This window comes from Streptomyces sp. NPDC002785, from assembly GCF_040295565.1.
Taxonomy (GTDB): Bacteria; Actinomycetota; Actinomycetes; order Streptomycetales; family Streptomycetaceae; genus Streptomyces.
In genome coordinates this window covers 1-26246 of sequence record NZ_JBEOVN010000100.1, presented here as the reverse complement: position 1 = coordinate 26246, position 26246 = coordinate 1, and the positions used below count along the sequence as shown (strand labels likewise).

17 protein-coding genes are annotated in these 26246 nt (G+C 67.9%); 7 read left to right on the top strand and 10 right to left on the bottom strand.

Annotation, left to right across the window (positions count from 1 at the left end):
* From ABTZ94_RS22410 to ABTZ94_RS22400, 3 genes are all read right to left on the bottom strand, one after another.
* Positions 1-3233: non-ribosomal peptide synthetase (locus tag ABTZ94_RS22410; RefSeq protein ID WP_351202825.1), on the bottom strand; the 3233-nt coding region annotated here is incomplete at its 3' end.
* 278 nt (positions 3234-3511) lie between these two features.
* Complete coding sequence (locus ABTZ94_RS22405) at positions 3512-3739, bottom strand: MbtH family protein (RefSeq protein ID WP_351202824.1); 228 nt, start codon at positions 3737-3739, stop codon at positions 3512-3514.
* A gap of 185 nt (positions 3740-3924) precedes the next feature.
* Entirely contained in the window at positions 3925-4752 is an 828-nt protein-coding gene (locus ABTZ94_RS22400) for a thioesterase II family protein (RefSeq protein ID WP_351202823.1), read from the bottom strand.
* Positions 4753-5390: 638 nt separating this feature from the next.
* Between ABTZ94_RS22400 and ABTZ94_RS22395 the strand changes: the two genes are divergently transcribed.
* The 3 genes from ABTZ94_RS22395 to sbnA all read left to right on the top strand — a co-directional run bounded on the left by ABTZ94_RS22395 (position 5391) and on the right by sbnA (position 11159).
* A complete protein-coding gene (locus tag ABTZ94_RS22395) occupies positions 5391-8945 on the top strand; it encodes a non-ribosomal peptide synthetase (RefSeq protein WP_351202822.1) in 3555 nt (1184 codons plus the stop codon).
* Between the two features lie 133 nt (positions 8946-9078).
* Positions 9079-10122, top strand: coding sequence for a 2,3-diaminopropionate biosynthesis protein SbnB (gene sbnB, locus ABTZ94_RS22390; protein WP_351202821.1), 1044 nt, complete (start codon positions 9079-9081; stop codon positions 10120-10122).
* Between the two features lie 29 nt (positions 10123-10151).
* A complete protein-coding gene (gene sbnA / locus ABTZ94_RS22385; RefSeq protein ID WP_351202820.1) occupies positions 10152-11159 on the top strand; it encodes a 2,3-diaminopropionate biosynthesis protein SbnA in 1008 nt (335 codons plus the stop codon).
* A 755-nt stretch (positions 11160-11914) separates the two neighbouring features.
* Here the strand turns inward: sbnA and ABTZ94_RS22375 are convergent.
* Positions 11915-13720: an ABC transporter ATP-binding protein gene (locus ABTZ94_RS22375; protein WP_351202819.1), complete on the bottom strand. Its 1806-nt coding sequence runs from the start codon at positions 13718-13720 to the stop codon at positions 11915-11917.
* Between the two features lie 117 nt (positions 13721-13837).
* Between ABTZ94_RS22375 and ABTZ94_RS22370 the strand changes: the two genes are divergently transcribed.
* On the top strand, positions 13838-14281 hold the full coding sequence (locus ABTZ94_RS22370; RefSeq protein WP_351202818.1) for a MarR family winged helix-turn-helix transcriptional regulator: 444 nt from the start codon (positions 13838-13840) through the stop codon (positions 14279-14281).
* An 83-nt stretch (positions 14282-14364) separates the two neighbouring features.
* Positions 14365-17304: an FAD-binding and (Fe-S)-binding domain-containing protein gene (locus ABTZ94_RS22365; RefSeq protein ID WP_351202817.1), complete on the top strand. Its 2940-nt coding sequence runs from the start codon at positions 14365-14367 to the stop codon at positions 17302-17304.
* A gap of 302 nt (positions 17305-17606) precedes the next feature.
* Here the strand turns inward: ABTZ94_RS22365 and ABTZ94_RS22360 are convergent, their stop codons facing one another.
* The 5 genes from ABTZ94_RS22360 to ABTZ94_RS22340 all read right to left on the bottom strand — a co-directional run bounded on the left by ABTZ94_RS22360 (position 17607) and on the right by ABTZ94_RS22340 (position 22897).
* The gene (locus tag ABTZ94_RS22360) at positions 17607-18473 is read right to left on the bottom strand and encodes a 3-oxoacyl-ACP synthase III family protein (RefSeq protein ID WP_351202816.1); all 867 of its coding nucleotides are present in this window, start codon (positions 18471-18473) and stop codon (positions 17607-17609) included.
* A 117-nt stretch (positions 18474-18590) separates the two neighbouring features.
* Positions 18591-19730, bottom strand: a complete 1140-nt coding sequence (locus ABTZ94_RS22355; RefSeq protein ID WP_351202815.1) for an acyl-CoA dehydrogenase family protein — start codon at positions 19728-19730, stop codon at positions 18591-18593.
* 40 nt (positions 19731-19770) lie between these two features.
* On the bottom strand, positions 19771-20769 hold the full coding sequence (locus tag ABTZ94_RS22350) for an aldo/keto reductase (RefSeq protein ID WP_351202814.1): 999 nt from the start codon (positions 20767-20769) through the stop codon (positions 19771-19773).
* A gap of 46 nt (positions 20770-20815) precedes the next feature.
* A complete protein-coding gene (locus ABTZ94_RS22345; protein WP_351202813.1) occupies positions 20816-21460 on the bottom strand; it encodes a nitroreductase family protein in 645 nt (214 codons plus the stop codon).
* A gap of 63 nt (positions 21461-21523) precedes the next feature.
* Positions 21524-22897, bottom strand: a complete 1374-nt coding sequence (locus tag ABTZ94_RS22340; protein ID WP_351202812.1) for an aminotransferase family protein — start codon at positions 22895-22897, stop codon at positions 21524-21526.
* Between the two features lie 567 nt (positions 22898-23464).
* On the opposite strand from ABTZ94_RS22340, the gene ABTZ94_RS22335 reads away from it, so the two are divergent.
* Together ABTZ94_RS22335 and ABTZ94_RS22330 are read left to right on the top strand one after the other, a co-directional pair.
* A complete protein-coding gene (locus ABTZ94_RS22335) occupies positions 23465-25180 on the top strand; it encodes a thiamine pyrophosphate-binding protein (RefSeq protein WP_351202811.1) in 1716 nt (571 codons plus the stop codon).
* A gap of 2 nt (positions 25181-25182) precedes the next feature.
* Positions 25183-26055 carry an asparagine synthase-related protein gene (locus ABTZ94_RS22330; RefSeq protein ID WP_351202810.1) on the top strand — a complete coding sequence of 291 codons (873 nt, stop codon included), beginning with the start codon at positions 25183-25185 and terminating at the stop codon, positions 26053-26055.
* On the opposite strand, the gene ABTZ94_RS22325 is transcribed toward ABTZ94_RS22330, so the two are convergent.
* Positions 26014-26246 (bottom strand): zinc ribbon domain-containing protein (locus ABTZ94_RS22325; RefSeq protein WP_351202809.1); only part of this gene is annotated, 233 nt, incomplete at its 5' end. The genes ABTZ94_RS22330 and ABTZ94_RS22325 overlap by 42 nt on opposite strands.

Below are 26246 nucleotides of genomic sequence, written 5' to 3'. Positions count from 1 at the left end.
GTAATCCGCCCGATCTCGTCAGCGGTCAGCTCCACCAACGGCAGCATCTGCGGCGTGATCACCTCCGCACCGGCCGGAATCAAGTTCTCCGGCACGACCACCGCATCACGCCCCACCGACGCCGCCGCAAGACCAGCCACCGTCGGCGAAGCGAACAACGCCCGCACACTCGTGGGCGTGCCCAGTTCACGCAGGCGCTCGACCAGTTGCACGGCGAGCAGCGAGTGCCCGCCGAGTTCGAAGAAGTTGTCGTCGACACCGACGTGCGGGAGACCGAGTACGTCGGCGAACGCCCCGCACAGGATCTCCTCCTGCACCGTCGAGGGCGCCCGTCCGGACACGGCCGCGGAGGCGTAGTCGGGGGCCGGGAGGGCACGCCGGTCCAGCTTGCCGTTCACCGTCAACGGCAGCGCGTCCAGAGTGACGAACGCCGATGGCACCATGTACTCGGGCACCATGGTGCCGACATGCGTACGCAGAATCGACACGTCCAAGGACGCCTCGCCGTCCGGCACGACGTAGGCGACCAGGCGCTTGTCCCCGGGCGCGTCCTCACGCAGAACCACCGACGCCTGAGCGACCAGCGGGTGCGATGCCAGTGCGGCGTCGATCTCGCCGAGTTCGATGCGGTAGCCCCGTACCTTCACCTGGTCGTCGGCACGCCCGAGGAACTCCAGGGTACCGTCCGCGCGCCAGCGCACGACGTCGCCGGTGCGGTACATGCGTTCACCCGCGCCGCCGAACGGGCAGGCCACGAATCGCTCCGCCGACAGCCCCGGACGGCCCAGGTAGCCACGGGCCAGCTGGCCGCCGGCGACGTACAACTCACCCGTGACGCCCACCGGCACCGGCTGCAGCGCCGCGTCCAGCACGAACACCTGGGTGTTCCACATGGGGCGGCCGATGGGAAGCGTGCCGGTCTCGGCGTCGTCCCCGGGGCCCACCGGGTAATCCGTGCATCCAACGGTCACTTCGGTGGGGCCGTAGTGATTCACGACCTGCACGGAGGGGTGGCGTCGGCGCCACTCGCGTATCTGCGTGCCGCTGACAGCCTCGCCGCCGACCATCAGCTGGCCCGCCGGGGCACAGCTTTCGTCGAATCCGTCCATGTACGCGAGGTGGCTGGGCGTGGCCTTCAGGAAGGTCAGTTCCTGCCCTCGCATCACGGTGGGCAGCTGATCGTCCATGGGTGCGACGATCACGCGTCCACCGCACGTCAGGGCACCGTACAGAGCGGTGACACCGGCGTCGAAGGAGATGGAGGCGTGCAGCAGGGTGGTCCCGTGGAGGTCGGGATAGACATCCACACAGCGGGTCACATAGTTGATCAGGTTCTGGTGTGTGATCACCACGCCCTTGGGACGGCCCGTCGAACCCGACGTGTAGATGACGTAGGCGGGGTGGGACGGCAGCAGTTGTCCGTGCCGCTCGGATTCCTGCGGAACTGCGGCATCCAGCGCGGTGAGTTCAGCCACCGTCCGCGGGTCGTCGACCACGACGCGCGCCGGGCCCTCCACCGACGGCAGAACCGGCTGAACCGTGTCACTGGTGACGACCAGGGCCGGCCGCGCGTCCTCCAGCATGTAGGCGATGCGGTCGGCCGGGTATTCCGGGTCGATCGGCACGTACGCGCCACCCGACTTCAGGACCGCCAGCAGGGCCACAACCAGGTCCGCCGACCGGTCCATACAGACCGCGACCAGCGACTCCGGACCCACACCCCGCGATATCAACAGACGTGCGAGACGATTCGCCCGGCTGTCCAGCTCCGTGTACGAAAGCTCCGTCTCCCCGGACGACACAGCGGCCACGTCCGGCGTCCGCGCCACCTGCTCCTGGAGCAGGGCGGTCAGTGTGGTCCCGGGAAGCTCCCGTGCCGTGTCGTTCCAGTCGTGGAGGAGCTGCCTGCGCTCCTTCTCGTCCAGGATGTCGATGCGGCCGACCGGCTCCTGCGGGGAGGCACCGGCGAGCCAGGTCATGACGCTGTGCAGCCGCTGGGTGTGGAGCTGGGTCGCGTCGTCGTCGTACAACTCGGAGCTGGCGTCCAGCGCGATCTCGATGCGCCCGTCCGCCGACCGGTCGTACACACAGAACGCGACGTCGTTGAAGTGGCCGCTGCTCAGGGCGTGGGCGCGGACCTCGCAGTCGCCGAAGGAGAAGTCGTAGGCGTAGGGGACCACATTGACGACCATGCTGGCGAGGCTGCCGCGGCCGATGAGCCGGAGATCTCGGAGCATGTCCTCGTACCGGTACCGCTGGTGCCTGAGGGCCTCGCGCACGCGCGCGGAGACCTGTCGCACGAGCTCCTCGACGCACATCGAGGGGCGGACCGACAGCCGGACCGGGACGAGATTGGTCGCCATGCCCGGCGTCTTGCGCTGCGCGCTGCCGGACCGGCCGAAGACGGGGACTCCGATGACGATGTCTTCGGCGCCGGTGGCACGGTTCAGGTATGCCGCGGCGGCCGAGATGGCTATGCCCGTGATGCTGGTGCGCAGTCCGCGTGCCGTGGCGCGTAGGCGGGCTGAGTCGTCCGGGTGCACGTCGGCCTTGCTGCGCCGGAGGAAGTGCGGGGTGCCGGTGGGCAGTTGTCCGCTGAGGCTGACCGGGGCCGGCACGTCGCTGAAGATCTCGCCCCAGTACGCGCGGTCCTTGGCCTGGTCCTCCGAGGACCGGTAGGAGCGGTCGGCGTCCAGCAGGTTGGACATCGGGGCGAGGGCCCCTTCGTCGTAGGGCCGGTTCTCCAGGAGAGCGGCGTAGATCTGGGCGATGCGCCCGTTGACGAGAGGTCCGGAGAATCCGTCTCCGAGGATGTGGTGGCAGCGCTGGTACCAGTACACACGCTCGGGGCCGAGCCGGAGCATGGCCTGGGTGAAAAGGACGCCCGTGCGCAGATCGACCGGGCGGCGCATGTCCGTCCGCATCCACTCCTCGGCACGGGCCCGCGGGTCTGCCTCGCCGCTGAGGTCGATCACATGGAAGGGCCAGTCGTCCGAGACCATGACGTGCTGCCGCAGGGACTCGCCCTCGCCGACGAACCGCACGTGAAGGACTTCGGCTTCGCTCAATGCGGTGCGCAGAGCTCGTTCGAAGAGTTCAACGTCCAGTTCGCCGTTGATCTCCATGTATTCGCCGACGTTGTAGATGGGGTTGTCAGGGTGCAGATGCTGAGCAGTCCAAATTCCCAGCTGCGCAGCCATCAGCTCGTGGAAGACGCCATCTGCTTCAGACACACCAACACCCCTTGTTTTCAACTACTCAGAGAGCGTGCGGACAACGGGCGGCGCGAGAGCGGCCATGTCCGCAACAGGTTCGACGGCGTCGGAGTCCGGTTGCCCTGCGTGCGGGCCGGCTCCTGCTGGACTCTGACGGTCGTGAGGAAGCGGGCGGCCGTGAATACGTTCGGCGCGCCCGGAACAGCACCGGGTGAGAAGCCATGTGGCTGCCCGCGTGCTCCGTCGTCCGAAGGCACGCTGTGGGCGAGCGATCGCGCCTCACCGTCGCGGATGGCTCAGCCGGAGGCGCTCTCTTTGCCTTCCATGGCCGTGATCAGGCTCTTCGGGCGCATGTCGGTCCAGGACTGCTCGATGAATTCGAGACATTCCGCGCGTCCGGCCTCGCCGAACACCGTGGTCCAGCCGCCGGGCACCTCGATGAAGACGGGCCAGAGCGAGTGCTGGCCCTCGTCGTTGACCAGAACGGTGAAGGTGCCGTCTGCGTCCTCGAACGGGTTGCTCATGAGTTCCTCCTGTGTTGTGCGACTGATGGTTCATTCCGGCTCCGCAGAGCGTCGCAAGCGCCCATCTGCGTGGCAGAGGAAGGGCGCGGGCCGCGTCGGGAATTGCTGGTGTCCGGGCGGACGATCCGGCCACCCGTGGTGGGCCGGCCTCACCGTCCCATGGGTGGCCGCACGGTGACGAGTCTTCAGTGCACCGGGAAGCCCACGAGCGATCTCAGATTGCCGACGACATCGCCGACGAGTTCCTCGGCATGGTCGGAGAGGTAGAAATGACCGCCGCTGAAGCTCCTTACGGCGAACGGGCCTTGTGTCACCGCCGACCATCCGGCTACCGCTGCCGGAGCGATGTCGACGTCCTCGTCGCCGTGGTAGGCGAAGACGGGAATGTCGAGCGGGCTGCCGTCGGTCTTCCCTCTGCCGTACCGCTCCAGCAGCCGGTAGTCGGAGCGAATGACGGGCAGGATCAGCGAGCGCAGTTCGGGATCGGCGAACACGTGGGCCTCGGCGCCGCCCTTGTGGACGACATCCTCGACCAGTTCGTCGTCACTGAACTCGGCGATACTGCACGCCGTTTCGCGTCCGGGTGCCGAGCGTCCGGAGACGAAAAGGGCAACTGGCCGGGGAGTGTGCCGCGTTGAATCCGTGGAGGGCCGCGGCGCGCTCAGGTGTTCCACCCGCAGCCGCGCGGCGACCTCGTAGGCGACTGAGGCGCCCATGCTGTGACCGAAGAACGCCAAAGGCTTGTCGAAGAATGCGTGAACAGCTGTGGATATGCCGTCGACCAGCTCGGTCATGGTCTCCGGGAGCGGGTCCGTGATCCGGTCTTCCCGCCCGGGGTATCGGACGGCCAGGACCTCCACATCGGGTGGGACGAGCCCCGCCCAGTCCCGGAAGTAGCTCGCGGTACCGCCGGCATGGGGAAAACAGATGAGGCGAGTAGGCGAACTCGTACTCCCTCTGGATATCGGCCGGAACCAGCGGTCGGTAGACCTGACATCGCTATTTCTAAGCATGTATCAAAATTTCACAAATAGGACCACAAAGAGCGCGGAGAGTATGGCATCGATCATTCTTTGAATGCATTGCCTCAATGCGGCATCGCCGCAGAGGGGGACCGCCCGTCACGCGCCCTGTCCCCTCATCGACACCCTGCGCACCGCGCCTGCCGAAAGTACGAATCCCATTCCGCTCCCCCGCTTCCTGCGTTCGCATGGCCAACCACCCCTCCCGGCCCCGGCCACGCCCAAATCCTGCCGCGTCATTCAGCATCGGTCCATGCCCTGTGAGGTTACTCACTCCCACCGTCGCACAGTCAACCCGGGCAGTTCAATGGACAGTTGAAGGTTCATCGGCACCCCCGTGGACAGCGCGGCCACGCCGACCGAACCTCGACCTATTTCGCCATCCGTCTCTCACGAACTCACATCAGACATATCGCCAGTTTGCTGCCTTACAAGCCCGGGCCGATGCCCATCGAGTATCGTTCCGGCATGGGGTAGCGTTTGATCTTCTACGACTGCGAGGATTTCAGGGGGAGTTCGGGCGAGAGTCCGGAATTCGCAGCCGATCCAGGTGGTGTCAGGCATGTACGCCTACCCGACTTCGACACCGACACCTCCCCCTCCGGTTTCCGGGTCCACAGGAGGAAGCGTTGACGATCACTGGAGCACCGCAGCGGCTCGTACCTCGTTGGGCGCCGCAGTCCAGTGCCCCGCACGGACACGCGGAGTTCTCCTGCGTCATCCCCCAGCGTCTCGCCGCGCGCGTCCGTCTCCTCGCGCGGCGGTCCGGGGCCGGCTGGGAGGCCGCGGCTCTCGCCGCCCACACCGCCGTCCTCGGCGCGCTCAGCGGTGAGCGTGCCATGGTGACGGGCTACATCCCCCCAGTCACGGAAGGCGTTCGGCCGGGGGCCGTCGACGGCGCACCGGGCGAAGCCGGGCCCCGCCTGCTGGCCATGGGCGACGGGAGCTGGCGAGAGCTCGTGAGTGCCTCGGCGGAAGCCGCCGGGCGTCCCGCCGACAGCGCCTTCGAGACGGTGCTCGACCTCGATGCGGGCAGCCCGCACCGGAGCGCCAGGACAGACATCGTCCTGAGCACCGCCCTGAGGAACGGTCCCGCGGGTCCAGCCCTGCTGCTGCGCTACCGCGACGACGTCCTGGACGCCGAAGCCGCCGAGCGCATCGCCGGCTACTACGTCACGGCGTGGGAACAGATGGTGGCCGCGCCCGACGCGCGGTGCCGTGGCCTGAGCCTGCTGTCCGACGCGGAGTTCCACCATCAGATCCACAACATGTCCGGCCCCGCACGCGAGCTGCCCGACCGCCGATTCCACGAACTCTTCGAGGAACAGGTGGCCCTCAGGCCGGACGATGTCGCCGCCGTACACAAGGGCATCAGCTGGACGTACGCCGAACTCAACGCGAAGGCCAACCGAATAGCCCACACCCTGATCTCGAGGGATCTCGGTGCTGAAGCCGTGGTGGCCGTGGTCAGCGAGCGTCACCTCGACTGGCAGGCGGCGGTGATCGGCGTCTTCAAGGCCGGCGCGGCCTATCTGCCCATCGAACCGGGACTCCCGGCAGAACGAATGGCCCGCACGCTGAAGCGCAGCGGCTGCCGGCTCGTACTCACCGAGGACGATGGCCCGGACCATCCGGCGTGGGCCGCGTCCCCTGTTGACCAGGGGCTGCTCACCATCGCCGACGCCCTCACCGAGGGCCATTGCGAGCAGAACCCGGCGATCGCGGTCGGCCCCGACCAGCTGGCCTACCTGTACTTCACCTCCGGCTCCACCGGTGAGCCCAAGGGTGCGATGTGTGAGCACGCGGGGTTCGTCAACCACCTCTACGCGAAGATCGACGACCTCGGGATCGAGGCGGGCCAGGTGGTCGCGCAGACCGCCCCGCAGTCCTTCGACATCTCCCTGTGGCAGCTCGTCTCCGCCCTGGTGGTCGGTGGGCGGACCCTGATCGTCGAGCAGGACGCGATCCTCGACGTCGACCGCTTCCTGGAGACGGTCGAACAGGGCGGGGTCACCGTGCTCCAGGTCGTTCCGTCGTATCTCGAGGTGCTGCTCGCGCGGCTGGAGGACTCACCCGGCCGACTGCCCCTGCTGCGCTGCGTGTCGGTCACCGGCGAGGCGCTGAAGAAGGAACTGACCGTGCGGTGGTTCGCCCGGTTCCCGGACATCTCTCTGATGAACGCCTACGGGCTCACCGAGACTTCCGACGACACCAACCACGGGGTGATGACCGGGGTCCCGCAGCGGGACTCGGTGCCACTCGGCCCGCCGGTTCGCAATGTGACGGTCTATGTCGTCGACGAGCAGCTGCGTCCGGTACCGCTGGGCGCGCCGGGCGAGATCGTCTTCTCCGGTGTGTGCGTGGGCCGTGGTTACGTCAACGACCCCGAACGTACGGCTCTTGCCTTCGGCGAGGACCCGCACCGGCCCGGGCAACGCCTCTACCGTTCGGGCGATTTCGGCCGCTGGCTGCCGGAGGGTTCGCTCGAGTTCCTCGGACGGCGCGACGCCCAGGTCAAGATCCGGGGCTTCCGCATCGAGATCGGCGAGATCGAGAACCAGCTGCTGCACCTGCCCGGTGTCCGTGACGGCGCTGTCGTGGTCGTCGAGAGTTCGGCTGAGGGCCGTGAACTGGTCGGCTTCCAGACGGGGTCCGGCCTGCCCGCCGACGTGCTCGGCGCAGGCCTGGCGAAGAGCCTGCCCGCCTACATGGTTCCGCGCAGGATCCTCCGCCTCGACGCGCTGCCGCTGACCTCCAACGGCAAGACCGACAAGCAGGCCCTGCGAGCGCTCGCCGCCGACCTCGCCGCCGCGTCGGACGAGCACCACGCCGAGCCGCGTACCGATGACGAGCGCCGGCTGGCCAAGGCATGGGCCGCCGTGCTGGAAATCCCCGTCGAGAGGATCGGCCGTGCGGCCAACTTCTTCGACCTGGGCGGGACGTCGCTCTCGACAGTGCGCCTCGTGGTCCAGATGGATCGCTCCTTCACCCTGCGCGACGTACAGGAGAACCCCACGCTGGCCGGGCTCGCCGAGCTGTTGGCCACACGGTCGGACGGCCGGACTCAGTCGTCGTTCACCGGGGCCTGTGGCCCTTCGGGACTGGACGGCGCGACCGGCGCGGACCCCCTGAACACCGCGCCCACGCAGCGACACGGCGGAGCCAGGACCACCATGCCCATGATGTCGAATCCGGCCTCGGACGCCCCCTTCGAGGTGGTGCGGACCGAGAGCAGCCCGGCCGTCCTCGATCTCGGATCCGCTGCCGAGGCTGATCCCGCCGCCTGGACGGCCGCGCACCGTGCGCGGCTGCAGGCGACCGTCACGGAGCACGGGGCGCTGCTGGTCCGGGGCCTGGGTCTGAGAGACGCGGAGGCGGTCGGGCGGGTGAGCCGGACGCTGCTGCACGAGGTGATGACCGAGCGGGAGGGCTTCGCCGCGCGGCGTCTCCTCGCTGACGGCGTGTACTCCTCCTCGCAGTGGCCCGCGGACCAGCCGATGTGCATGCACCACGAGCTGAGCTACGCCCGTGAGGTGCCCGCCACCCTGCTGTTCGCCTGCCTCAGCGCGCCCTCCTCGGGCGGCACCACCGGTGTGGCGGACTCCCACGATGTCCTGGAGGCACTTCCCGCCGAGCTGGTGACGGCTCTCGAGGCCGAGGGGTGGCTCCTGGACCGCAACTACACCGAGGTGACGGGCATCGGCCTCGCGGCGGCGTTCGGCAGCGCGGACCGCGCAGCCGTGGAGGAGTACTGCGCGGCCCGGGGCATCGAGACCACCTGGGCCGGCAACGACAATCTGCGTACGCGCCAGCGCTCCGCCGCGGTGCTGCGCCACCCGGTGTCCGGTCGCCGCGCCTGGTTCAACCAGGTTGCGTTCCTGAGCGAGTGGACTCTCGACCCGGCGGTCAGGGAGTACCTGAAATTCGAGTTCGGCGAGGACGGCCTGCCCTTCAACACCCGTTACGGCAGCGGATCGGCCATCGACGAGAGCCATGTGCAAGCCATCAACGACGCGTACGAGAAGCACACGCTCCGTGAGGTGTGGCGGGCCGGGGACCTCATGATCGTCGACAATCTGCGGATGGCCCACAGCCGTGAGGCGTACAAAGGGAACCGCGAGATCGCCGTCGTGCTCGGCGATCCGGTGACGCTCCCGGCCGTCGAGTGGCCCACGCGGCCCTGACCCTGCCCCCGGTCCCGGACCGCAGTGGGGCATGCCCCGGCGTACGACGCGGCGCGAACGGGTCCACGGGGGCGTCCGCACTCTCGAACCATCGAAGTCCCTTTCCCCGCATCGCTCACGGATGGAGCCAGCTTTGTCCCGCAATCCCGTCGTGCCGTCGTTCGCCGTGATCACGGGTGAACAGGTCGCCCACATACTCACGGGCGGCGAGCAGCAGGTGGTGGATCTGGCCGAGCAGGTCTACCGGCTGCACGGCCAAGGCTCGACGGTCAATCCCCCGTCGTACTTCCTGCGCTTCCCCGACCGGCCGAGCTCTCGTATCATCGCCCTGCCCGCCTCAGTGGGCGGCGAGCAGCCCACCGACGGCCTGAAGTGGATCTCCAGCTTCCCGGAGAACGTCGCCTCTGGCATCCCCCGGGCATCCGCGGTCCTGATACTCAACGACCACGACACCGGCTACCCGTTCGCCTGCCTGGAGAGCTCGATCATCAGTGCCTCCAGGACCGCGGCCTCGGCCGTGCTGGCGGCCGGGCGGCTGAGCCCGGGCCGGCGGCCGCGGCGCATCGGCTTCATCGGCACCGGACTCATCGCCCGCTACATCCACCGCTACTTCGAAGCCACCGGCTGGACCTTCGACGAGGTCGGTGTCCACGACCTCTCCGGCGAGCACGCCCTGGCGTTCGCGGGCTACCTGGGCGGCCGGCCCGACGCCGCCCCGGTCGTCAACCATGGCACCGCCGAGGAACTGATCCGGGCGAGCGACCTGGTGGTCTTCGCCACCGTCGCGGGAGCCCCGCACGTCCATGAGCCCGCCTGGTTCGCGCACCATCCGCTGGTGCTGAACGTGTCGCTGCGGGATGTGGCCCCCGAGGTGGTGCTGGCGTCGGCGAACTTCGTCGACGACGTGGAGCACTGCCTCAAGGCGGACACCTCGGTGCATCTGACCGAACAGCGGGTGGAAAACCGGGACTTCATCGACGGAACTCTGTACGACGTTCTGGAGGGCCGGGTCGAGGTGCCCACGGACCGCACGGTGATCTTCTCCCCCTTCGGTCTCGGTGTGCTCGACATCGCGCTCGGCAGGCATGTGCACGATCGTCTGCGGGAGTCGCGTCAACTCGGTGTCGTGGAGGGCTTCTTCCACGAACTGGACCGCTATGGACGCACCGGCGCCTGAGCTGCGCCCGGAACGAAAGGGGTGATGAAGTGCCGGTTGTATCCGCCCCCTACGAGATCAACGCGGACGATGTGTTCGTGAATCTCGAGTCGGTCTTCGGGGCGCCGCTCCATCTCAAGTGCGAGGGGTTCAACCTCGCGGGCTCCGTGAAGCTCAAGGCTGCCCTGGAGATGGTGCGCGCCGCCGAGCGGGACAACATTCTCACCCCTGGATCCGTGATCGTCGAGTCGTCCTCGGGCAACCTGGGCATCGCGCTCAGCATGATCGCGGCGCACCGGGGATACGGCTTCCTGTGCGTCACCGACTCCCGCTGCAATCGGGCGAGCCGCCGGTTGATGGAGTCGTTCGGCGCCGAGGTCCGGGTGGTCACACAGGCTGCCGGGGAACGCGGTCTGCTGGGCGCCCGACTCGACATGGTGCGCGAGCTGTGCGAGGAGGGTTCGAAGTACGTATGGCTCAACCAGTACGCGAACCCCAACAACTGGCAGGCGCACTACCGCACTACAGCGCCCGCCGTCGCCGCCGAGTTCCCCGAGCTGGACGTCCTCTTCATCGGCGCGGGCACCGGCGGCACGCTGATGGGCTGCGCCCGCTACTTCCGGGAGCAGCCCCGGCCCGTCACGATCGTGGCAGTCGACAGTGTGGGGTCGGTGACCTTCGGTGGCCCGGCCCTGCCCCGGATGATTCCGGGGCTGGGAGCGGGGGTGCGGCCACCGCTCCTCGACTCCAGCCTGGTGGACGACGTGGTGATGGTGCCGGAGCGGGACACTCTGCACACCTGTCATGCGATGGCACGGCGGGGATTCCTGTTCGGGGGGTCGACCGGCACGGTGGTCAGCGGCGCGCTGCGCTGGCTGGCCGCGCGCCGGGACGCCGCCGAGCTGACCACGGTGGCGCTCGCCCCGGACCAGGGCGAGCGCTATCTCGACTCGGTGTACGACCCGCAGTGGGTGGAGCGTCACTTCGGCTCTCCGAGGAGCTGGGACAACGCGGCCGACCGTGATCTCCCGGCATACCAGCTGGCGCGTGACGCCTGAGGGGACGGCGGCGTTTCAAGAAGTCCCCGTACTGACGTTCAGCTGCTCCTTGGCCTTCTCTGGGGACACGGACGGTGTCATTGCGCGCCGCACGATGGCCGTCACCGCGGTGGCGGAGCGATCCGAGTGACGCCGACTGGAACGGCTGCGCCCGTTCCCAACGGTTGGCAACGGCCTTGTGTATCCATCGGGATTGCCCTACGCCTCGGCCGGGAGCGGCAGATCTGCCGTGCCAGCGGCTTTCTCGGTGGTGCCGGATGCTACGGCCAGGGTCTTGTCGACTGCGGCGTACACCTGGGACGCCCGCCATCCCTCGCCGGATCACGAGCGGGCGGGCCCGCTCGACCTTCGGCCCCCTCGTCAGCAGCGGTACGAGAACGGCTGCCGCCACGACGGAACGCCCACCTGGACGACACGCGCCCACGCTCCACGAACAGAACACACGAACAGGGGATCGGACGTTCGCTGGAACGTGTGATCGTTTCGCTGTTCGATGCTCAGCGGCGCTTCGGCGGATGATGATTACAGGGCGCAATCGACGGGCTGCAGACCGAGACTGCGCAGTCCCATACATGCACCATGTACAAGGAGAAACACCGGATGAACCTCATCACCAACCTGCTCGCCGGCATCGTCCACTTCGTGGGTTGGCTCGTCTGATCATTGCTCCGCCCGGCGCCGTTGCTTCCCGTCCCACGGGAGCGGCGGCGCCGCCGCGTGTACGGCTTCGGCAGGGGCACTCACTACCCCGCCGATCAGCTTGTCGCGGGAGCCAGTTGGCTGTCCCGGCGGACGAGGGCGGCATAGCGGCCGTCCTGTTGGAGAAGTTCGTCATGACTTCCGCGCTCGGCGGTTCGTCCGCCGTCCAGGACGACGATCTGGTCGGCGTCGCGGACGGTGGAGAGCCGGTGCGCGATGGTGATGGTGGTGCGTCCCGCGGAGAGCGCGTCGATCGCTTCCTGCACGGCGAATTCCGTACGGGTGTCGAGGGCGCTCGTCGCCTCGTCGAGGACCAGGACGGGCGGGTCGCGCAGGATCGTACGGGCGATGGCAAGGCGTTGTTTCTCGCCGCCCGAGAAGCGGTAGCCGCGTTCGCCGACCAGGGTGTCGTAGCCGTCGGGCAGCGAGGCGATGTGGTCGTGGATCTGCGCCGCACGGGCGGCTGCCTCGATTTCGGCGTCGGTCGCATCCGGCTTGGCGAAGCGCAGATTGTCGGCGACCGAGGCATGGAAGAGATACGTCTCCTGAGAGACCACGCCCACGGCGCGCGCCAGGGTGTCGAAGTCCAGATCGCGTACGTCGACACCGTCGAGCGTGACCCGGCCGCCGGTGACGTCGTAGAGCCTGGGCACCAGATAGCTGAGCGTGGACTTGCCGGACCCGGTCGGTCCGACGACCGCCAGGCTGCCGCCGGCCGGCACGGTCACATCGACGCCGCTGAGGGTCGGGCCGCTCTTCTCGTCGTAACTGAAGTCGACGTCCTCGAAGCGGATCTCGCCGCGGATCTTCTCCAGCCGCACGGGGTTCTCGGGCTCGGTGATGTCCACCTCGAGATCGAGGTACTCGAAGATCCGCTGGAAGAGCGCGAGGGACGTCTGCATCTGCACCCCGGTGGAGAGCAGGCTCACGGCGGGCCGGAAGAGACCCTGCTGGAGCGAGACGAAGGCGACGAGCGTGCCGATGGAGACGGCGGGGCCGCCGGACTCCAGGGTCATGCCCGCTGCCCAGTAGATGACGGCGGGCATGGCGGCCATGACGATGCCTATCGTCGACATGCGCCACCGTCCGGCCATGCTGGAGCGCACTTCGAGGTCGACCAGCTTCTCGGACTCCTCGGCGAAGCCCTTGGTGAGGGAGTCCGCCCGGCCCATCGTCCGGCCGAGCAGGATGCCGCTGACGGAGAGCGACTCGGTGACCGTGGCCGCCATGGCAGCCATCTGCTTCTGGCGCTGAGTGGTGATCTTCTTGCGCTCACGGCCGACCCTGCGGCTGATCCAGACGAAGACCGGAAGCAGGAGAAGCGAGACGAGGGTGAGCCGCCAGTCGAGCGCAAGCATGGCGACGACCGTGGCGACGACCGCGGTGAGATTGGAGACCAGTGACGTCGCGGTGGAGGTGACGGTCGCCTGCATGCCGCCGATGTCGTTGGCGATGCGGGACTGCACCTCGCCGGTGCGGGTCCTGGTGAAGAAGGCGAGCGGCATCCTCTGCAGCTGGGCATAGACCGCGGCGCGCAGGTCGTGCATGACGCGCTGGCCGACCGTGGTGGAGATCAGGGTCTGCAGGACCCCGAAGACGCTGTTCATCACGGCGGTGAGGATCATGCCGAGGGCGAGCAGCGACAGCAGCCCCGTACGTCCTTGCGGGATGGCGGTGTCCAGGATTTCGCGCAGCAGGAACGGCGAGGCGACCGACACCAGCGACGAGGCGCCGACAAGCAGCCCGACCAGGGCGAGCCGACCTCGGTAGGGATGGAAGAGGCGCAGGATGCGGCGCAGCTCGGCGGGCGGGCGGCCCCCGCCCCGGGACGGGGGCGTCCAGGTGATCTCGTCGGGTTTCATGGGCTCCTTCGTCCGGCGCGCGACAACTCGGTCTCAAGACTGGGACTCAGACTTTCGAGAGCATAGCTCATTGTTACCTATACTCACAATGCACAGGGTCCTGATATTGTTCCCTTCATGGACTCCTCCGACGCCGATGGCGTGCTCGCCGAGCAGTTGCTGCGGGTGACCCGCAGGCTCCAGCGGATTCAGAGCCGCCAGCTGGAGCCGATCGGCATAACTCCCGCACAGTTCCGGCTGCTCCGCACCGTCGCGCATTACGACGGTCCGCCCCGGATGGCGGACCTCGCGCAGCGCCTGGACGTCGTCCCGCGTGCTGTGACCAGTCTGGTCGACGGCCTGGAGGCGAGCGGCCGGGTGCGTCGCGCCCCCGATCCGGACAGCCGCCGGGTGGTCCGTATCGAAATCACCGACGTGGGCCTCGCCACCCTCCGCTCACTGCGCGACGCGCGCCGGGCCGCCGCAGAGGAGATCCTGGCTCCATTGACCGCCGATCAGCGCGAGGTGCTCGGCGGGCTGTTGTCCGCCCTGGTCAACGGAATGCCGGAGCGCCGCTGCTGAACCTGCGCGGACACGGGTAGACCGGATGGGTGCCGCGTGTGTGCCGTCGCCGTACAGAACCGAACCGCCGAGGAGAGCTCGACATGCCACTGCTGGAGCCGAAGCCGGAAGCACTCCGCCCTGGTGCGGTGCGTACTCCGTCCCCGGACCGGGTCCCCGACCGGCAGGCTCCGGGCACGCCCGAACCGCTGCGCGGCGAGCTGATCGACCTGCTGGGGCCGGAGAAGGTGCTGTGGAAGGTCTCCGACCTGGTGAAGTACGCCTCCGACGCCAGTCCGTACCGGTTCGTCCCGCAGGTCGTCGTGGTCCCGGAGGACATCGACGACATCTCGGCGATCCTGTCGTACGCGCACGGCAAGGGCCGCGAGGTTGTCTTCCGGGCGGCCGGCACCAGTCTGAACGGCCAGGCCCAGGGGGAGGACATCCTCGTCGATGTACGCCACCACTGGGCGGGCATCGAGGTCCTGGACGACGGAGCGCAGGCCCGCATCCGGCCGGGGACGACGATCCTGCGGGCCAACGCCACCCTCGCCCGCCACGGCCGGCTGCTGGGGCCCGACCCGGCCAGCGCCATCGCCTGCACGATCGGCGGAGTCGTCGCCAACAACGCCTCCGGAATGACCGCGGGAACGACCCGCAATTCGTACCGCACCGTCTCCTCCCTCACCTTCGTACTGCCGAGCGGCACGGTCGTCGACACGGGCGACCCTGCAGCGGACGAGGACCTGGCCCGTGCCGAGCCGCGACTGTGCGAGGGACTGCTGGCGCTGAAGGCGGAGATCGAGGCGGATGCCGAGCTCACGGCCCGGATCCGCGCCAAGTACGAGATCAAGAACACCAACGGCTACCGGCTCGACGCCTTCCTGGACGGCTCGACGCCCGTACAGATCCTGCGCGGTCTGATGGTCGGCTCCGAGGGCACCTTCGGCTTCATCTCCGAGGTCGTGTTCGACACTCTGCCGCTGGACCGCCGCATCTCCACCGCCCTGCTGTTCTTCCCCTCCCTGACCGCGGCGGCGGCCGCCGTGCCCCGCTTCAACGAGGCGGGGGCGATCGCCGTCGAGCTGATGGACGGCAATACGCTGCGCGCGTCGGTGAGCGTCCGGGGCGTGCCTGCGGACTGGGCCGAGCTGCCCAAGGAGACCACGGCGCTGCTGGTGGAATTCCGGGCTGCGGACGAGGCGGGCCAGGAGGCGTACGAGCGAGCTGCGGCGACCGTCGTCGAGGGGCTCGGCCTGGTCGCCCCCGTTGCCTCGGTGACCAATGAGTTCACGCGCGAAGCCGAGGTCATCTCCGGCTACTGGAAGGCCCGCAAGGCGTTCGTCACCGCGGTCGGCGGCTCCCGGCCTTCGGGTACGACGCTGATCACGGAGGACTTCGCGGTGCCGCCCTCCCGGCTGGCCGATGCCTGCGAGGCCCTGCTCGGACTTCAGGCGGAGCACGGCTTCGACGCCGCCGTCGCCGGCCATGCGGCGCACGGCAATCTGCACTTCCTTCTCGCCTTCGACGCGGCGAAGCCGTCCGATGTCGACCGCTACGCAGCGTTCATGGACGACTTCTGCCGGCTGACGGTGGAGCGCTTCGACGGCTCGTTGAAGGCGGAGCACGCCACCGGCCGTAATATCGCCCCCTTCCTGGAGCTGGAGTGGGGCCCGAAGGCGACCGAGCTGATGTGGCGCACGAAGCAGGTCATCGACCCCGACGGGGTCCTGGCGCCCCGGATCGTCCTCGACCGCGACCCGAAGGCCCATCTGCGCGGGCTGAAGACCATCCCCAAGGTCGAGCTGATCGCCGACCCCTGCATCGAGTGCGGCTTCTGCGAACCCACCTGCCCCAGCCATGACCTGACCACATCGCCGCGCCAACGGATCGTGCTGCGCCGGGAGATGATGCGGCAGCCGGGCGGTTCACCGGTGGAGGCGCAGCTGCTCGACGCGTACGGCTACGACGCCGTCGACACCTGCGCGGGCGACTCGACATGCAAGCTCGCCTGCCCGGTCGGCATCGACACCGGCGCCATGATGAAGGACTTCCGCCACCAGCGGCACTCGCCGCGCGAGGAGCGGATCGCGGCGCTCACCGCGAAGAACTTCAAGGCGGTGGAGGCGGCGGCACGGCTCGCGGTCGCCGCGGCCGACCGGATCGGCGACGGGCCGCTGGAGACGCTCACCGGGCTCGCCCGCAAGGCTGTGCGCCCCGATCTGGTGCCCGAGTGGCTGCCCGAGATCCCCGGCGCCGCCGCCCGGAAACTGCCCCGTACCTCCCGTGTCGGGGCGAGCGCCGTCTACTACCCGGCGTGTGTGAACCGTATCTTCGGCGGTCCCGAAGGCCATCGCGGCCCGTCGCTGCCACAGGCCGTCGTCGCCGTCTCCGCCCGCGCCGGAAAGCCGGTATGGATCCCGGACGACGTCGCGGGTACCTGCTGCGCGACGATCTGGCACTCCAAGGGGTACGACGCGGGCAATGCCGTGATGGCCAACCGCATCGTGGAAGCGGCCTGGGGCTGGACGGCGGGCGGAAGGCTGCCGCTGGTCGTCGACGCATCGTCGTGCACGCTGGGCATCGCCCATGAGGTGGTGCCTCATCTCACCGACGACAACCGGGAGTTGCACCGGGAGCTGACGATTGTCGACTCCCTGGTCTGGGCGGCCGAGGAGCTGCTTCCCGAGCTGACGGTGCTCAGGAAGACAGGTTCGGCGGTCCTGCATCCGACGTGTTCCATGCAGCATCTGGACGACGTGGAGCAGCTGCGCACGGTCGCTGAGGCCTGCGCGGAGGAGGTCGTGATCCCTGACGACGCCGGGTGCTGCGCCTTCGCGGGCGACCGCGGCATGCTGCACAAGGAGTTGACGGCCTCCGCGACGGCGAAGGAGGCCGCCGAGGTGAATGCGCGGGAGTACGACGCGTATCTCTCGGCCAACCGGATGTGCGAGATCGGTATGGACCGGGCCACGGGGCGGTCGTACTACTCGGTGCTGATGGAGCTGGAGCGGGCCACACGGCCGGGGGCTGTTGTGAGGTGATCACTTGGGCCGTCCGGTCCTGAACTCGGCGCGCACCAGAAGGAGAAGAGCGCCGGCTTCCTGCCCCGACGGCCAATCCGGGGCTGCTCGGGGCAACACGTACGCGTCGGTGGCCGAACTGGACGCGGTTCGAGGTCGCTGACCCCGTGTTGGTCCCGCCCTCGCGGCCCGTGCGGCACCGCGCCGCTGCACGGACCGTGCCCGCCTGCACACGGCCCCGGGAAAGATCGGGCCAGTTCCGGCAGTTCGGCAGGCGGGCACGGCAGAGCGATGTCCCGGTGGCGCTGCAGGACAGCGTGTCGTCAGCCGGCGTACTCCATGGCCATGACACCCCAACTGAAGCCCACTGCGCTTGTGGCGTGCAGGACGAGATCACCGCGCCTGAGCTTCTTCGCGGTGATCAGGTCCTGCATCGCGATGAAGGTGTCCGCGCCACCCATGTGCCCGAGCCGGTGGTAGTTGAACACGCTTCTGGTCTCCGGCAGACCCAATTCCAGCAGCAGCCGTTCGTGTATCGGTCGGCTGCCGTGGGTGACCAGCAGGTAGGCGACGTCGGTGATGTCCTTTCCGAGCGAGGCAAGGACGTCTGTGGTGAGCCCGACGAAGTTCTCCGCGTAGGCGTCGGCCAGACCGTCCCGGTCGCCATTGCGCCTGATGACCACCCTTTCGCCCTCGCGGACACCTGTGTAGTAGTCGCACCAACTCGGGTCGGTGCACATTTTCGACTGCAGGACCTCGACCGTGGAGCCGGACGCCGACAGCAGGAATGCCGCTCCCGCGTCTCCTTGGTTGAACATCTCCTTGGCATGGGGGTCGCTGTAGTCCAGCAGCGTGCTGACCCGGTCCCCGATCAGTACGAGCGTGTACTCACCGTCCCGCGCAGCGACCCTGTCGCATCCGATCTGCACCGCGGCCGTCACGGCATTGCAGTGGTTCGTCAGCTCAAAGCAGTAGGCCTGCCTGATCCCGAGTTCGTGAGCGACTTTGGCCGACGGCGACCAGCAGGGAATGTCCCATTCGCCCGTACCGGCGTATATCACCGTCCGGACGGCCGACGGCGGTACCTGGGTCCGTTTCATCACTTCCTGAGCGGCCCGCAGGGCGAGCTCCCATTCCCGCTCTCCGTCGCCGAGCACCGGGAAACTGTCGCACGTGGTGATCGTGCGCACCTCCTCCTCGGGCAGGCCGCACTCCGCTGCTATCTGTTGGACGCTTATCCGAGATGACGGGAACGAAATCTCGAAATCTATTATTCCAACCATTGTCCACTCCACCTGGGATGATTTCTACGAGAAGAAAAGCGGCTTTCCCGTGTAGTAGTTGGCGATTGCCTCCCCCATACTCATCCGCGATGGAGGATGGAAAACGATGGCCTGCGCGGCAGAAGCCAAGTAGGCGATCTTCGGGGAGGAAATGTAAGCCATACCGCCCAGCATCTCGACCGCCGTGCCGACGGCCCTGGTGATCAGGTCCTGCACGGAAAAGCGAGTGAACAAGGAGGCTGCGGCGCAGTCATTGCCGAGGTCGCCGTCCATGATCCTGCGGGCGATTCCCTCGACGAGAAAAGCCGCCGTTTCGATGAGGAGGCACAGGTGCGCGCGTTCGGCCGCCGACCCGCGCTGCTTCTGCAGCACCAGGTCGACCAGTGCGCTGGCGACACCGGTGTAAGAGGCAGCGATGATCATCTGGAACCAGATGACGCCGGCTTCATTGAGTTCGTCCAGTTTCTCTGCTGCGCTCGGAGGTGGCTGGAGAAAGTCCTCGTGCGTGACGAAAACATCATCGAGACGGATCTCGTCACTTTCTGCGGCAACCAGTGGGAATGTCGACCAGAAGTCATGGACGGAGATTCCTGGAGTGTCGGCAGGGAGTACCAGCAAGGCCATCTCGGTGGTGCCGTTGTCGCCACGCACTCCTACGCTGGCGGTGAGGAGATCCATTGATCGCGAAAGACTGCACGGTTTCTTCGAGCCGGTGATGAGGTAGCCGCCGGATGTCTCCCGTGCCTCGACCGTCGGGCTCAGAATACCGTGACCGGAGCGTCCCTCCGCGAAACCGGAGGCGATGAGTGATCGATTCTTCGCTATGACGTCAAGAACGGATTTCTGGATTTTGGTGGTGCCGCCGTACAAAGGGCCGAGGGAGTACAGCATGCCGACCGAGAAGTGGTGCATCGCGGTCGCCACCGCCAGTGACGGGGCGAGCGCCCCCAGCGCGCGGACGACCCTGACGGCTTCGAGTGGGGAGGCGCCGATTCCGTTGTAGGCACTGGGCACCAGGAGGTTGGTGCCACCGTGGTCCTTGAACAGGGCGATGGCAGGACTTTCCGGGGACTCCAGTTCACCGAATGGCACATCGGCCAGGCGGCAGGCAAGGCCCGGCAACAGACTTTCGCAGGCAGCGAGGTCGTTTTCCAGGAATTTCACGCTCTCCAGCCTTTCCTGTGGGTAACACGTGCGGGGTGACTCAGTTGCCGACCAGCTGCATCAAGAAGGGGGAATACCGTTCGCCATGGACGGCGACCGCGGGCACTGCCGCCTCCACAGCCGCGAGCTCGTCTTCGGACAGTTCGACCGACGCGGCTGCGAGGTTCTCCGCCAGGTGGTCCCGGCGGGCGGTGCCCGGTATCGGCACGACGTCGTCGCCCTGCTGATGGAGCCACGCCAGGGCGAGTTGCGCCACTGTGATCCCGCGCCTCACGGCCAGGCGCCGTAGTGCGTTCAGCGCCGCCAGATTGTGGTGAAGGTTGGGGTCGGCGAACCGGGGGAGGGTGCGCCGGAAGTCTTCCGGGGGGCCGAGGTCCGCCGTCGAGAGGATCTGGCCGGCCAGGAACCCGCGCCCCAAGGGGCAGGATGCGACCACACCGATGCCGAGCTCCCGACAGGTCGGCAGGACGTCAGTCTCGATACCCCGGCTCCACAGCGACCATTCGCTCTGTACGGCGGTGACCGGATGTACTGAGTGTGCCCGACGGATGGTGGCGGCAGAGACCTCGGACAGGCAGACGTAGCGCACCTTGCCCTCGGCCACGAGCTCCGCCATCGAACCGATCGCTTCTTCGATGTCCTCACCGGGGGCCGCCCAGTGCTTGACATAGAAGTCGAGGTGATCCACGCCGAGACGTCGCAGCGAGGCATGGCAGCGTTGCCGGATGTAGGTCCGGTCGCCTCGCACGCCCAGGAACTCCCCGACGGAGTCGCGCTCCAGGCCGACCTTCGTGGAGACCAACACGCGGTCCCGTTGTCCTGCGATGGCCCTGCCGATCAGCCGCTCACCTTCGCCCAGGCCCTGAACGTCGGCGGTGTCCAGCAGAGCGACACCGCGGTCGATCGCCTCGTGCAAAGTGGCGGCAGCCTCCGCGGGGTCGGCCCGTCCGTAGAAGGAGGTCGTACTGAGGCAGCCCAGGCCTTGGGCGGCCACCTCCAGTGTGCCGAGGCTGCGGGTGGGTAGCGGTGCGCTGGTCATCTGTGTCCTGTTCGCACGAGTGGGCGGTGGTTACGGTGGCTGTCGCTCACCAGGAGTCGAGGTGCAGAACCGATTCGAGCGGCTGCCGGGCAGCGGGCCTGAATTCCGTGCCTACGGAGAAGGCGGTCGGGATCAGAGCCGCCTGGACGACACCATCCGGCAGGCCCAGCAGTTCGGCGATCTCCTTCTCGTACATCAAATGCAGCGTTGTCCACGCGGTCCCCAGGCGACGGGCCCGGGCGGCGAGCATGTAGCTCCACGCGGCCTGGATGACCGATCCCCACATGCCGGCCTCGTTGTACTCCGGGGCCTCATTCGCGTCCAGGCAGGGGATGACGAGGACAGGGACGTCACCCATGTGTTCGCCCAGGTAGGCGACGCTGTCGCCGACGCGCTTCTGCTCCGAGTGACGCACCGGTTCTTCCTTGTACAGCGAGGCGCACGATCCATCGGACGTCAAATACGTCTCCACCGCCTGCTTGTAGTACCGGCCGATCTCAGCTCGCTGGTCCCGGTCGGTGACGACCATCCAGTGCCAGGTCTGCCGATTGCTCCCTGACGGTGCTTGAAGCGCGATACGGAGGCATTCCTTGACCAGTTCGAGCGGCACCGGACGGGTGAGGTCGAGTCGCTTGCGCACGGAGCGCGTGGTTGTCAGGAGTTCGTCGGGTGTGAGGTCCAAAAGGGACATGAGGCGGTCCTTTCCTCGGTTCTGGCAGGGCGGTCGACTGCTGCTCTCTCGAGGCGTCGAGGCTCAGGACCGGATGCGGCCCTCCGAGCTCACGCGCCGGAGCACCGCGTACAGACCGTCGGCCAGTTCGTCCGCGCCCTCGCGGTCCAGCACCAGGGGCGGATTGATCAGCAGGGAACGGGGGTTGCCGCGCAGGATGATCCCCGCATCCTCACGTAATGCCGTCGCGACCGGGGCTGTCCCGGTCGGCAGCGGTGTCCGGGCCTCCTTGTCCGCCACCAGCTCGATACCGAGCATCAGGCCGAGCCGACGGACGTCGCCGACGACGGGAAGATCGCGCAGCGCCTCCAGCCGATGTCCGAGGTATGCGCCGGTCTTGTTCGCGTTCTCCAGCAGGCCCTCGCGTTCGATGATGGCCAGGTTGGCCAGGGCGACAGCGCAGGCGGTGGGATGGCCGGTGTAGGTGAACCCGATGGGGAAGCCGTTGGAGCCGCTCACCGTCTCGGTCACCCGGTCGCTGACCAGCACCGCGCCATGCGGGACATAGCCGGAGGTGATGCCCTTCGCGGTGACCAGGATGTCCGGTGTCACACCGAAGTGCTCTGCCGCGAACCAGTGTCCGGTGCGGCCGTATCCCGTCACGACCTCGTCGAAGATCAGCAGGATTCCGTGCTCCCGCAGCAGTTCCGCGACGCGCGGCCAGTAGTCCGACGGCGGTAGGACCGCGCCGCCGACGCTCATGACCGGTTCGCCGATCATCGCCGCGATTCGGCCCGGCCCTATCCGTTCGATGGTCTCACGCAGCTCCCGCAGGCAGAATTCCGTGGCGCCCTCGTCGCCGTACATCTGGATCTGGTACGGGTCGGGAGGCGTGAGGTGGTGAACGTCGGGAAGGGTGGGGCCGAATCCCTCGTGGTAGACGGGGAGCCCTGAAACACTGCCGCTCCCGTAGCCGATACCGTGGTAGGCCGTCTTCCGGGAAAGTATCCATGTCCGTTCGGGGTGACCCATGCGGTAGTGGAAGAATCGTGCCATTCGCAGGGCGATCTCGTTGCCCTCCGCCCCGCCGCTCGTGAAGAAGACGCGCTCAAGGCCGGGGGGCGCCAGTTCGGTCAGCCGCACCGCCAGTTCGATCGCTTTGTCATTGCTCATGAGCTCCCAGGTATGGAAGCACTCAAGCGTGTTCATCTGCGCGGCGGCGACTTCCGCGAGCTCGCTGCGCCCATGACCCACTTGCATCATCCCAAGTACTGCCGCGGCATCGAGGTAGCTCCGCCCGGAACTGTCGCGGACGTGGCATCCGCTTCCCTCGACCATGACGATGCGGTCCTTCTGGCCTGCGGGCAGGTTCGGGTGGATCAGCCGGTCACGGTCGGCCTGGACCCATTGGGCCGTCCTTGGCGACGCGGTGACCGGCACGGTCGGGGATACAGACATGGGCAGGCTCCTCGGGACAGGCCGGTGTTACGGCGTGGACGCAAGAGAGAGTGCTGGTGGCGGCCGGTGGGGCGGTGAACGGCTGCCGACCGGACGGAGTCTGGCATCCAGGGGCTGTGTTTCCGCTGACCGCACATCACGCCGTTCGTCAAGCGGTCCGCAAGACCGGGCCGAGGCAGCGGACGTCCACGTCTCCTCCGACTTCTCCGAACGCATACGACTTGCCCGTCCAGGACGCACCGTGTGCAGGGAGGGGCGGGAGTAGTCCACTGCGCGGCAAGGGCAGGGCCGGAATACCCGAGGCGGTTCTCTCAACAGCGTCATGGCCCGGTGGAGTGCGGCATCCACAGTGGGCGCCGACGCGGACCGTTCGACGATTCGCTGACCGCTCCTCACCTCATGAGCCGGCCACGCGGAGGGACGGCACAAGAAGATCGTCCATGTCTTTGCAAAGCACGTCGGCACAGTCAGCAGTGCTTTCGTGGTTGCCATTCGTCGCCGTGCCATCTGCACGCGCCGCATGCACCTGGCGCAGTCGCGACACCATCTGAACGCAGAGGAGCTTCCATGTCCCGCGTCTCAACCGGTCCGAGCACCAATCCGACCACTGCCCACGCCCTGCTGAGGCGTCTTCACGACTACGGGGTGAGGACCGTGTTCGGCGTGGTCGGCCGTGAGGCCGCGTCGATCCTCTTCGACGAGGTCGACGGTATCGACTTCGTGCTGACCCGGCACGAGTTCACCGCCGGCGTTGCCGCCGATGTGCTGGCCCGTATCAGCGGTCGGCCACAGGCGTGCTGGGCCACGCTGGGCCCTGGCATGACCAATCTGTCCACCGGGGTCGCCACCTCCGTCCTCGACCGTTCCCCGGTCATCGCGTTGGCTGCGCAGTCCGAGTCGCACGATATCTTTCCCAACGACACCCACCAGTGCCTGGACTCGGTGGCGGTCATGGGACCGATGACCAAGTACGCGGTGGAGCTCAAGCGCCCCGATGACGTGACCGACCTGGTGGATTCCGCGGTGGCCGCCGCCATGACCGAGCCGGTCGGCCCCAGTTTCATCTCCTTGCCGGTGGATCTTCTCAGCAGTGAGATCGACATCTCACTGCCGCACCCCGAGGCCAGAGTCCCGGCCAAGCCACTCGGCACGGTCGAGGACGGCTGGCAGGATGCCGCGCGCAAGGCCACGGAGCTGCTTCGGGCAGCGAAGCACCCCGTGCTGGTCGTCGGCGCCGCCGCGATCCGGTCCGGCGCCGTGCCCGCGATCCGCGCGCTGGCCGAGCGGCTGAACATCCCGGTCATCACCACGTACATCGCCAAGGGGGTGCTGCCGCACGGCCACGAACTGAACTACGGTGCGGTCACCGGCTACATGGACGGCATCCTGTCCTTCCCGGCGCTGGAGAGTCTGTTCGGGCCGACGGATGTCATAGTCACCCTCGGCTATGACTACGCCGAGGACCTGCGGCCCTCGATGTGGCAACGTGGCGGAGAGAAGACGACGATCCGGTTGTCGCCCACGGCCAACCCGGTTCCGCGGGTCTACCGGCCGGACGTCGATGTCGTCACCGACGTGCTGGCACTCGTGGAGTACCTCGACAGCCATACGGCCGACGTCGCCGCGAAGTCTCCGCACGACATCACGCCATTGCGGAACCGGATCGCCGAATTCCTGGCCGACCCACGCCAGTACGACGACGGCATGCGGGTCCACCAAGTAATCGACTCCATGAACACCGTCATGGCGGAGACGGCAGAAGCGGGCGAGGGCACCATCGTCTCCGACATCGGGTTCTTCCGCCACTACGGGGTGCTCTTCGCCCGCGCCGACCAGCCGTTCGGCTTTCTCACCTCGGCCGGCTGCTCCAGCTTCGGGTACGGCATTCCGGCGGCGATCGGCGCCCAGCTCGCCCGGCCCGGACAGCCGACCTTCCTCATCGCGGGCGACGGCGGCTTCCACTCCAACAGTGCCGACCTGGAGACCATGGCCAGGCTCAACCTGCCCATCGTGACCGTCGTCGTCAACAACGACACCAACGGGCTGATCGAGCTGTACCAGAACCTCGGCCACAACCGCTCACACGATCCGGCGGTGAAATTCACCGGTGTCGACTTCACCGCGCTCGCCCGCGCCAACGGTGTCGAGGCGATCCGGGCCACAACCCGTGAGGAACTGCTGGCCGCGCTGCGCAAGGGCACGGGGCTCCAGCGGCCGTTCCTGATCGAAGTGCCGGTGAACTATGACTTCCAGGCCGGCGGTTTCGGCGCCCTGAGCATCTGATCATGGCGCAGAACCTTCCCGCCGCCACCGGCTTCTTCGCCGAGATCCGCCAGGACGGGGGTCGGCCGGTTGCGCCGGTCTTCGCATCCCTCGGCTCCCAGGCCGAGCTGAGGGAGCGGACTGCCGACCAGCACCTGCGCGCGGTACTCCTGCACTCCGGAACGCCGGCCGACGCCCATGCCCGTGCGCAGGGCAGGACACTGGTACTCGCCGGGGAACTGTACAACCAGGACGAACTGTTCCAGCTGCTGCCCGGCCACAACCTGCCGAGCAGTGGCGCCGCCCTCGTCCTCGCCCTTTTCGACCGCTATGACGTGCATGCCTTCCGGCTGATCAACGGGCGGTTCGCGGCGCTGGTCGCTGACGGGGGACGGATCGTCCTCGCCACCGACCACGCGGGATCGGTGCCGCTCTACGTGTCCGTCGCTCCCGGCCGGGTGCTGGCGGCGACGGAGGCGAAGGCGCTGCGGACCGCCCCCGCCGGGCAGTCGGTCGTCGCCGGCACCCGGCCGGTCCGTCGGCTGCCCGGCACCCACCAGGTGCAGGCCGGCACGGTGCTGGACATCAACGCGGACACCGGAAACTGCGCCGCCCACCGTACCTGGGCACCACAGCTCGCCCGCCGGGTCATGCGGGAGGACGAGGCGGTCGAGAAAGTCCGCCAGGTTCTGGAGAGCGCGGTGCGGGCCCGGGTGAGCCCGGACACGCCCTTGGTGGTGCTCTCCGGAGGCATCGACTCCTCCAGCGTCGCGGCGCTGGCCGCCCGCCGGTCGTCCGGGCGGATCGACACCATCTCCGTGACTCCTCCACCCCCTGAAGGGGGTGGTTTCTCGCTATGCCGGTTGGGCTTCGCGACGGACCAGCCCGGCCCGTAGAACGTTGATTGCTCCGACTGTGTCGGCGTGCGCGGTGTGGCCGCACACGGTGCAGTGGAACTTCTCCTGGGTGGGCCGGTTCTCCTTGGCGGTGTGGCCGCATGCGGGGCACCGCCGGGAGGTGTTGCGGGGGTCCACGGCCATCACTTCCCGTCCGGCGCTTTCAGCCTTGGCGGTCAGGATCGTCAGGA

Bases quoted from the DNA above. Each gene is read 5' to 3' on its own strand.
- ABTZ94_RS22405 (WP_351202824.1), bottom strand. From the start codon at position 3,739: ATGAGCAACCCGTTCGAGGACGCAGACGGCACCTTCACCGTTCTGGTC.
- ABTZ94_RS22400 (WP_351202823.1), bottom strand. From the start codon at position 4,752: ATGCTTAGAAATAGCGATGTCAGGTCTACCGACCGCTGGTTCCGGCCG.
- ABTZ94_RS22375 (WP_351202819.1), bottom strand. From the start codon at position 13,720: ATGAAACCCGACGAGATCACCTGGACGCCCCCGTCCCGGGGCGGGGGC.
- ABTZ94_RS22370 (WP_351202818.1), top strand. From the start codon at position 13,838: ATGGACTCCTCCGACGCCGATGGCGTGCTCGCCGAGCAGTTGCTGCGG.
- ABTZ94_RS22365 (WP_351202817.1), top strand. From the start codon at position 14,365: ATGCCACTGCTGGAGCCGAAGCCGGAAGCACTCCGCCCTGGTGCGGTG.
- ABTZ94_RS22350 (WP_351202814.1), bottom strand. From the start codon at position 20,769: ATGACCAGCGCACCGCTACCCACCCGCAGCCTCGGCACACTGGAGGTG.
- ABTZ94_RS22345 (WP_351202813.1), bottom strand. From the start codon at position 21,460: ATGTCCCTTTTGGACCTCACACCCGACGAACTCCTGACAACCACGCGC.
- ABTZ94_RS22340 (WP_351202812.1), bottom strand. From the start codon at position 22,897: ATGTCTGTATCCCCGACCGTGCCGGTCACCGCGTCGCCAAGGACGGCC.
- ABTZ94_RS22335 (WP_351202811.1), top strand. From the start codon at position 23,465: ATGTCCCGCGTCTCAACCGGTCCGAGCACCAATCCGACCACTGCCCAC.
- ABTZ94_RS22330 (WP_351202810.1), top strand. From the start codon at position 25,183: ATGGCGCAGAACCTTCCCGCCGCCACCGGCTTCTTCGCCGAGATCCGC.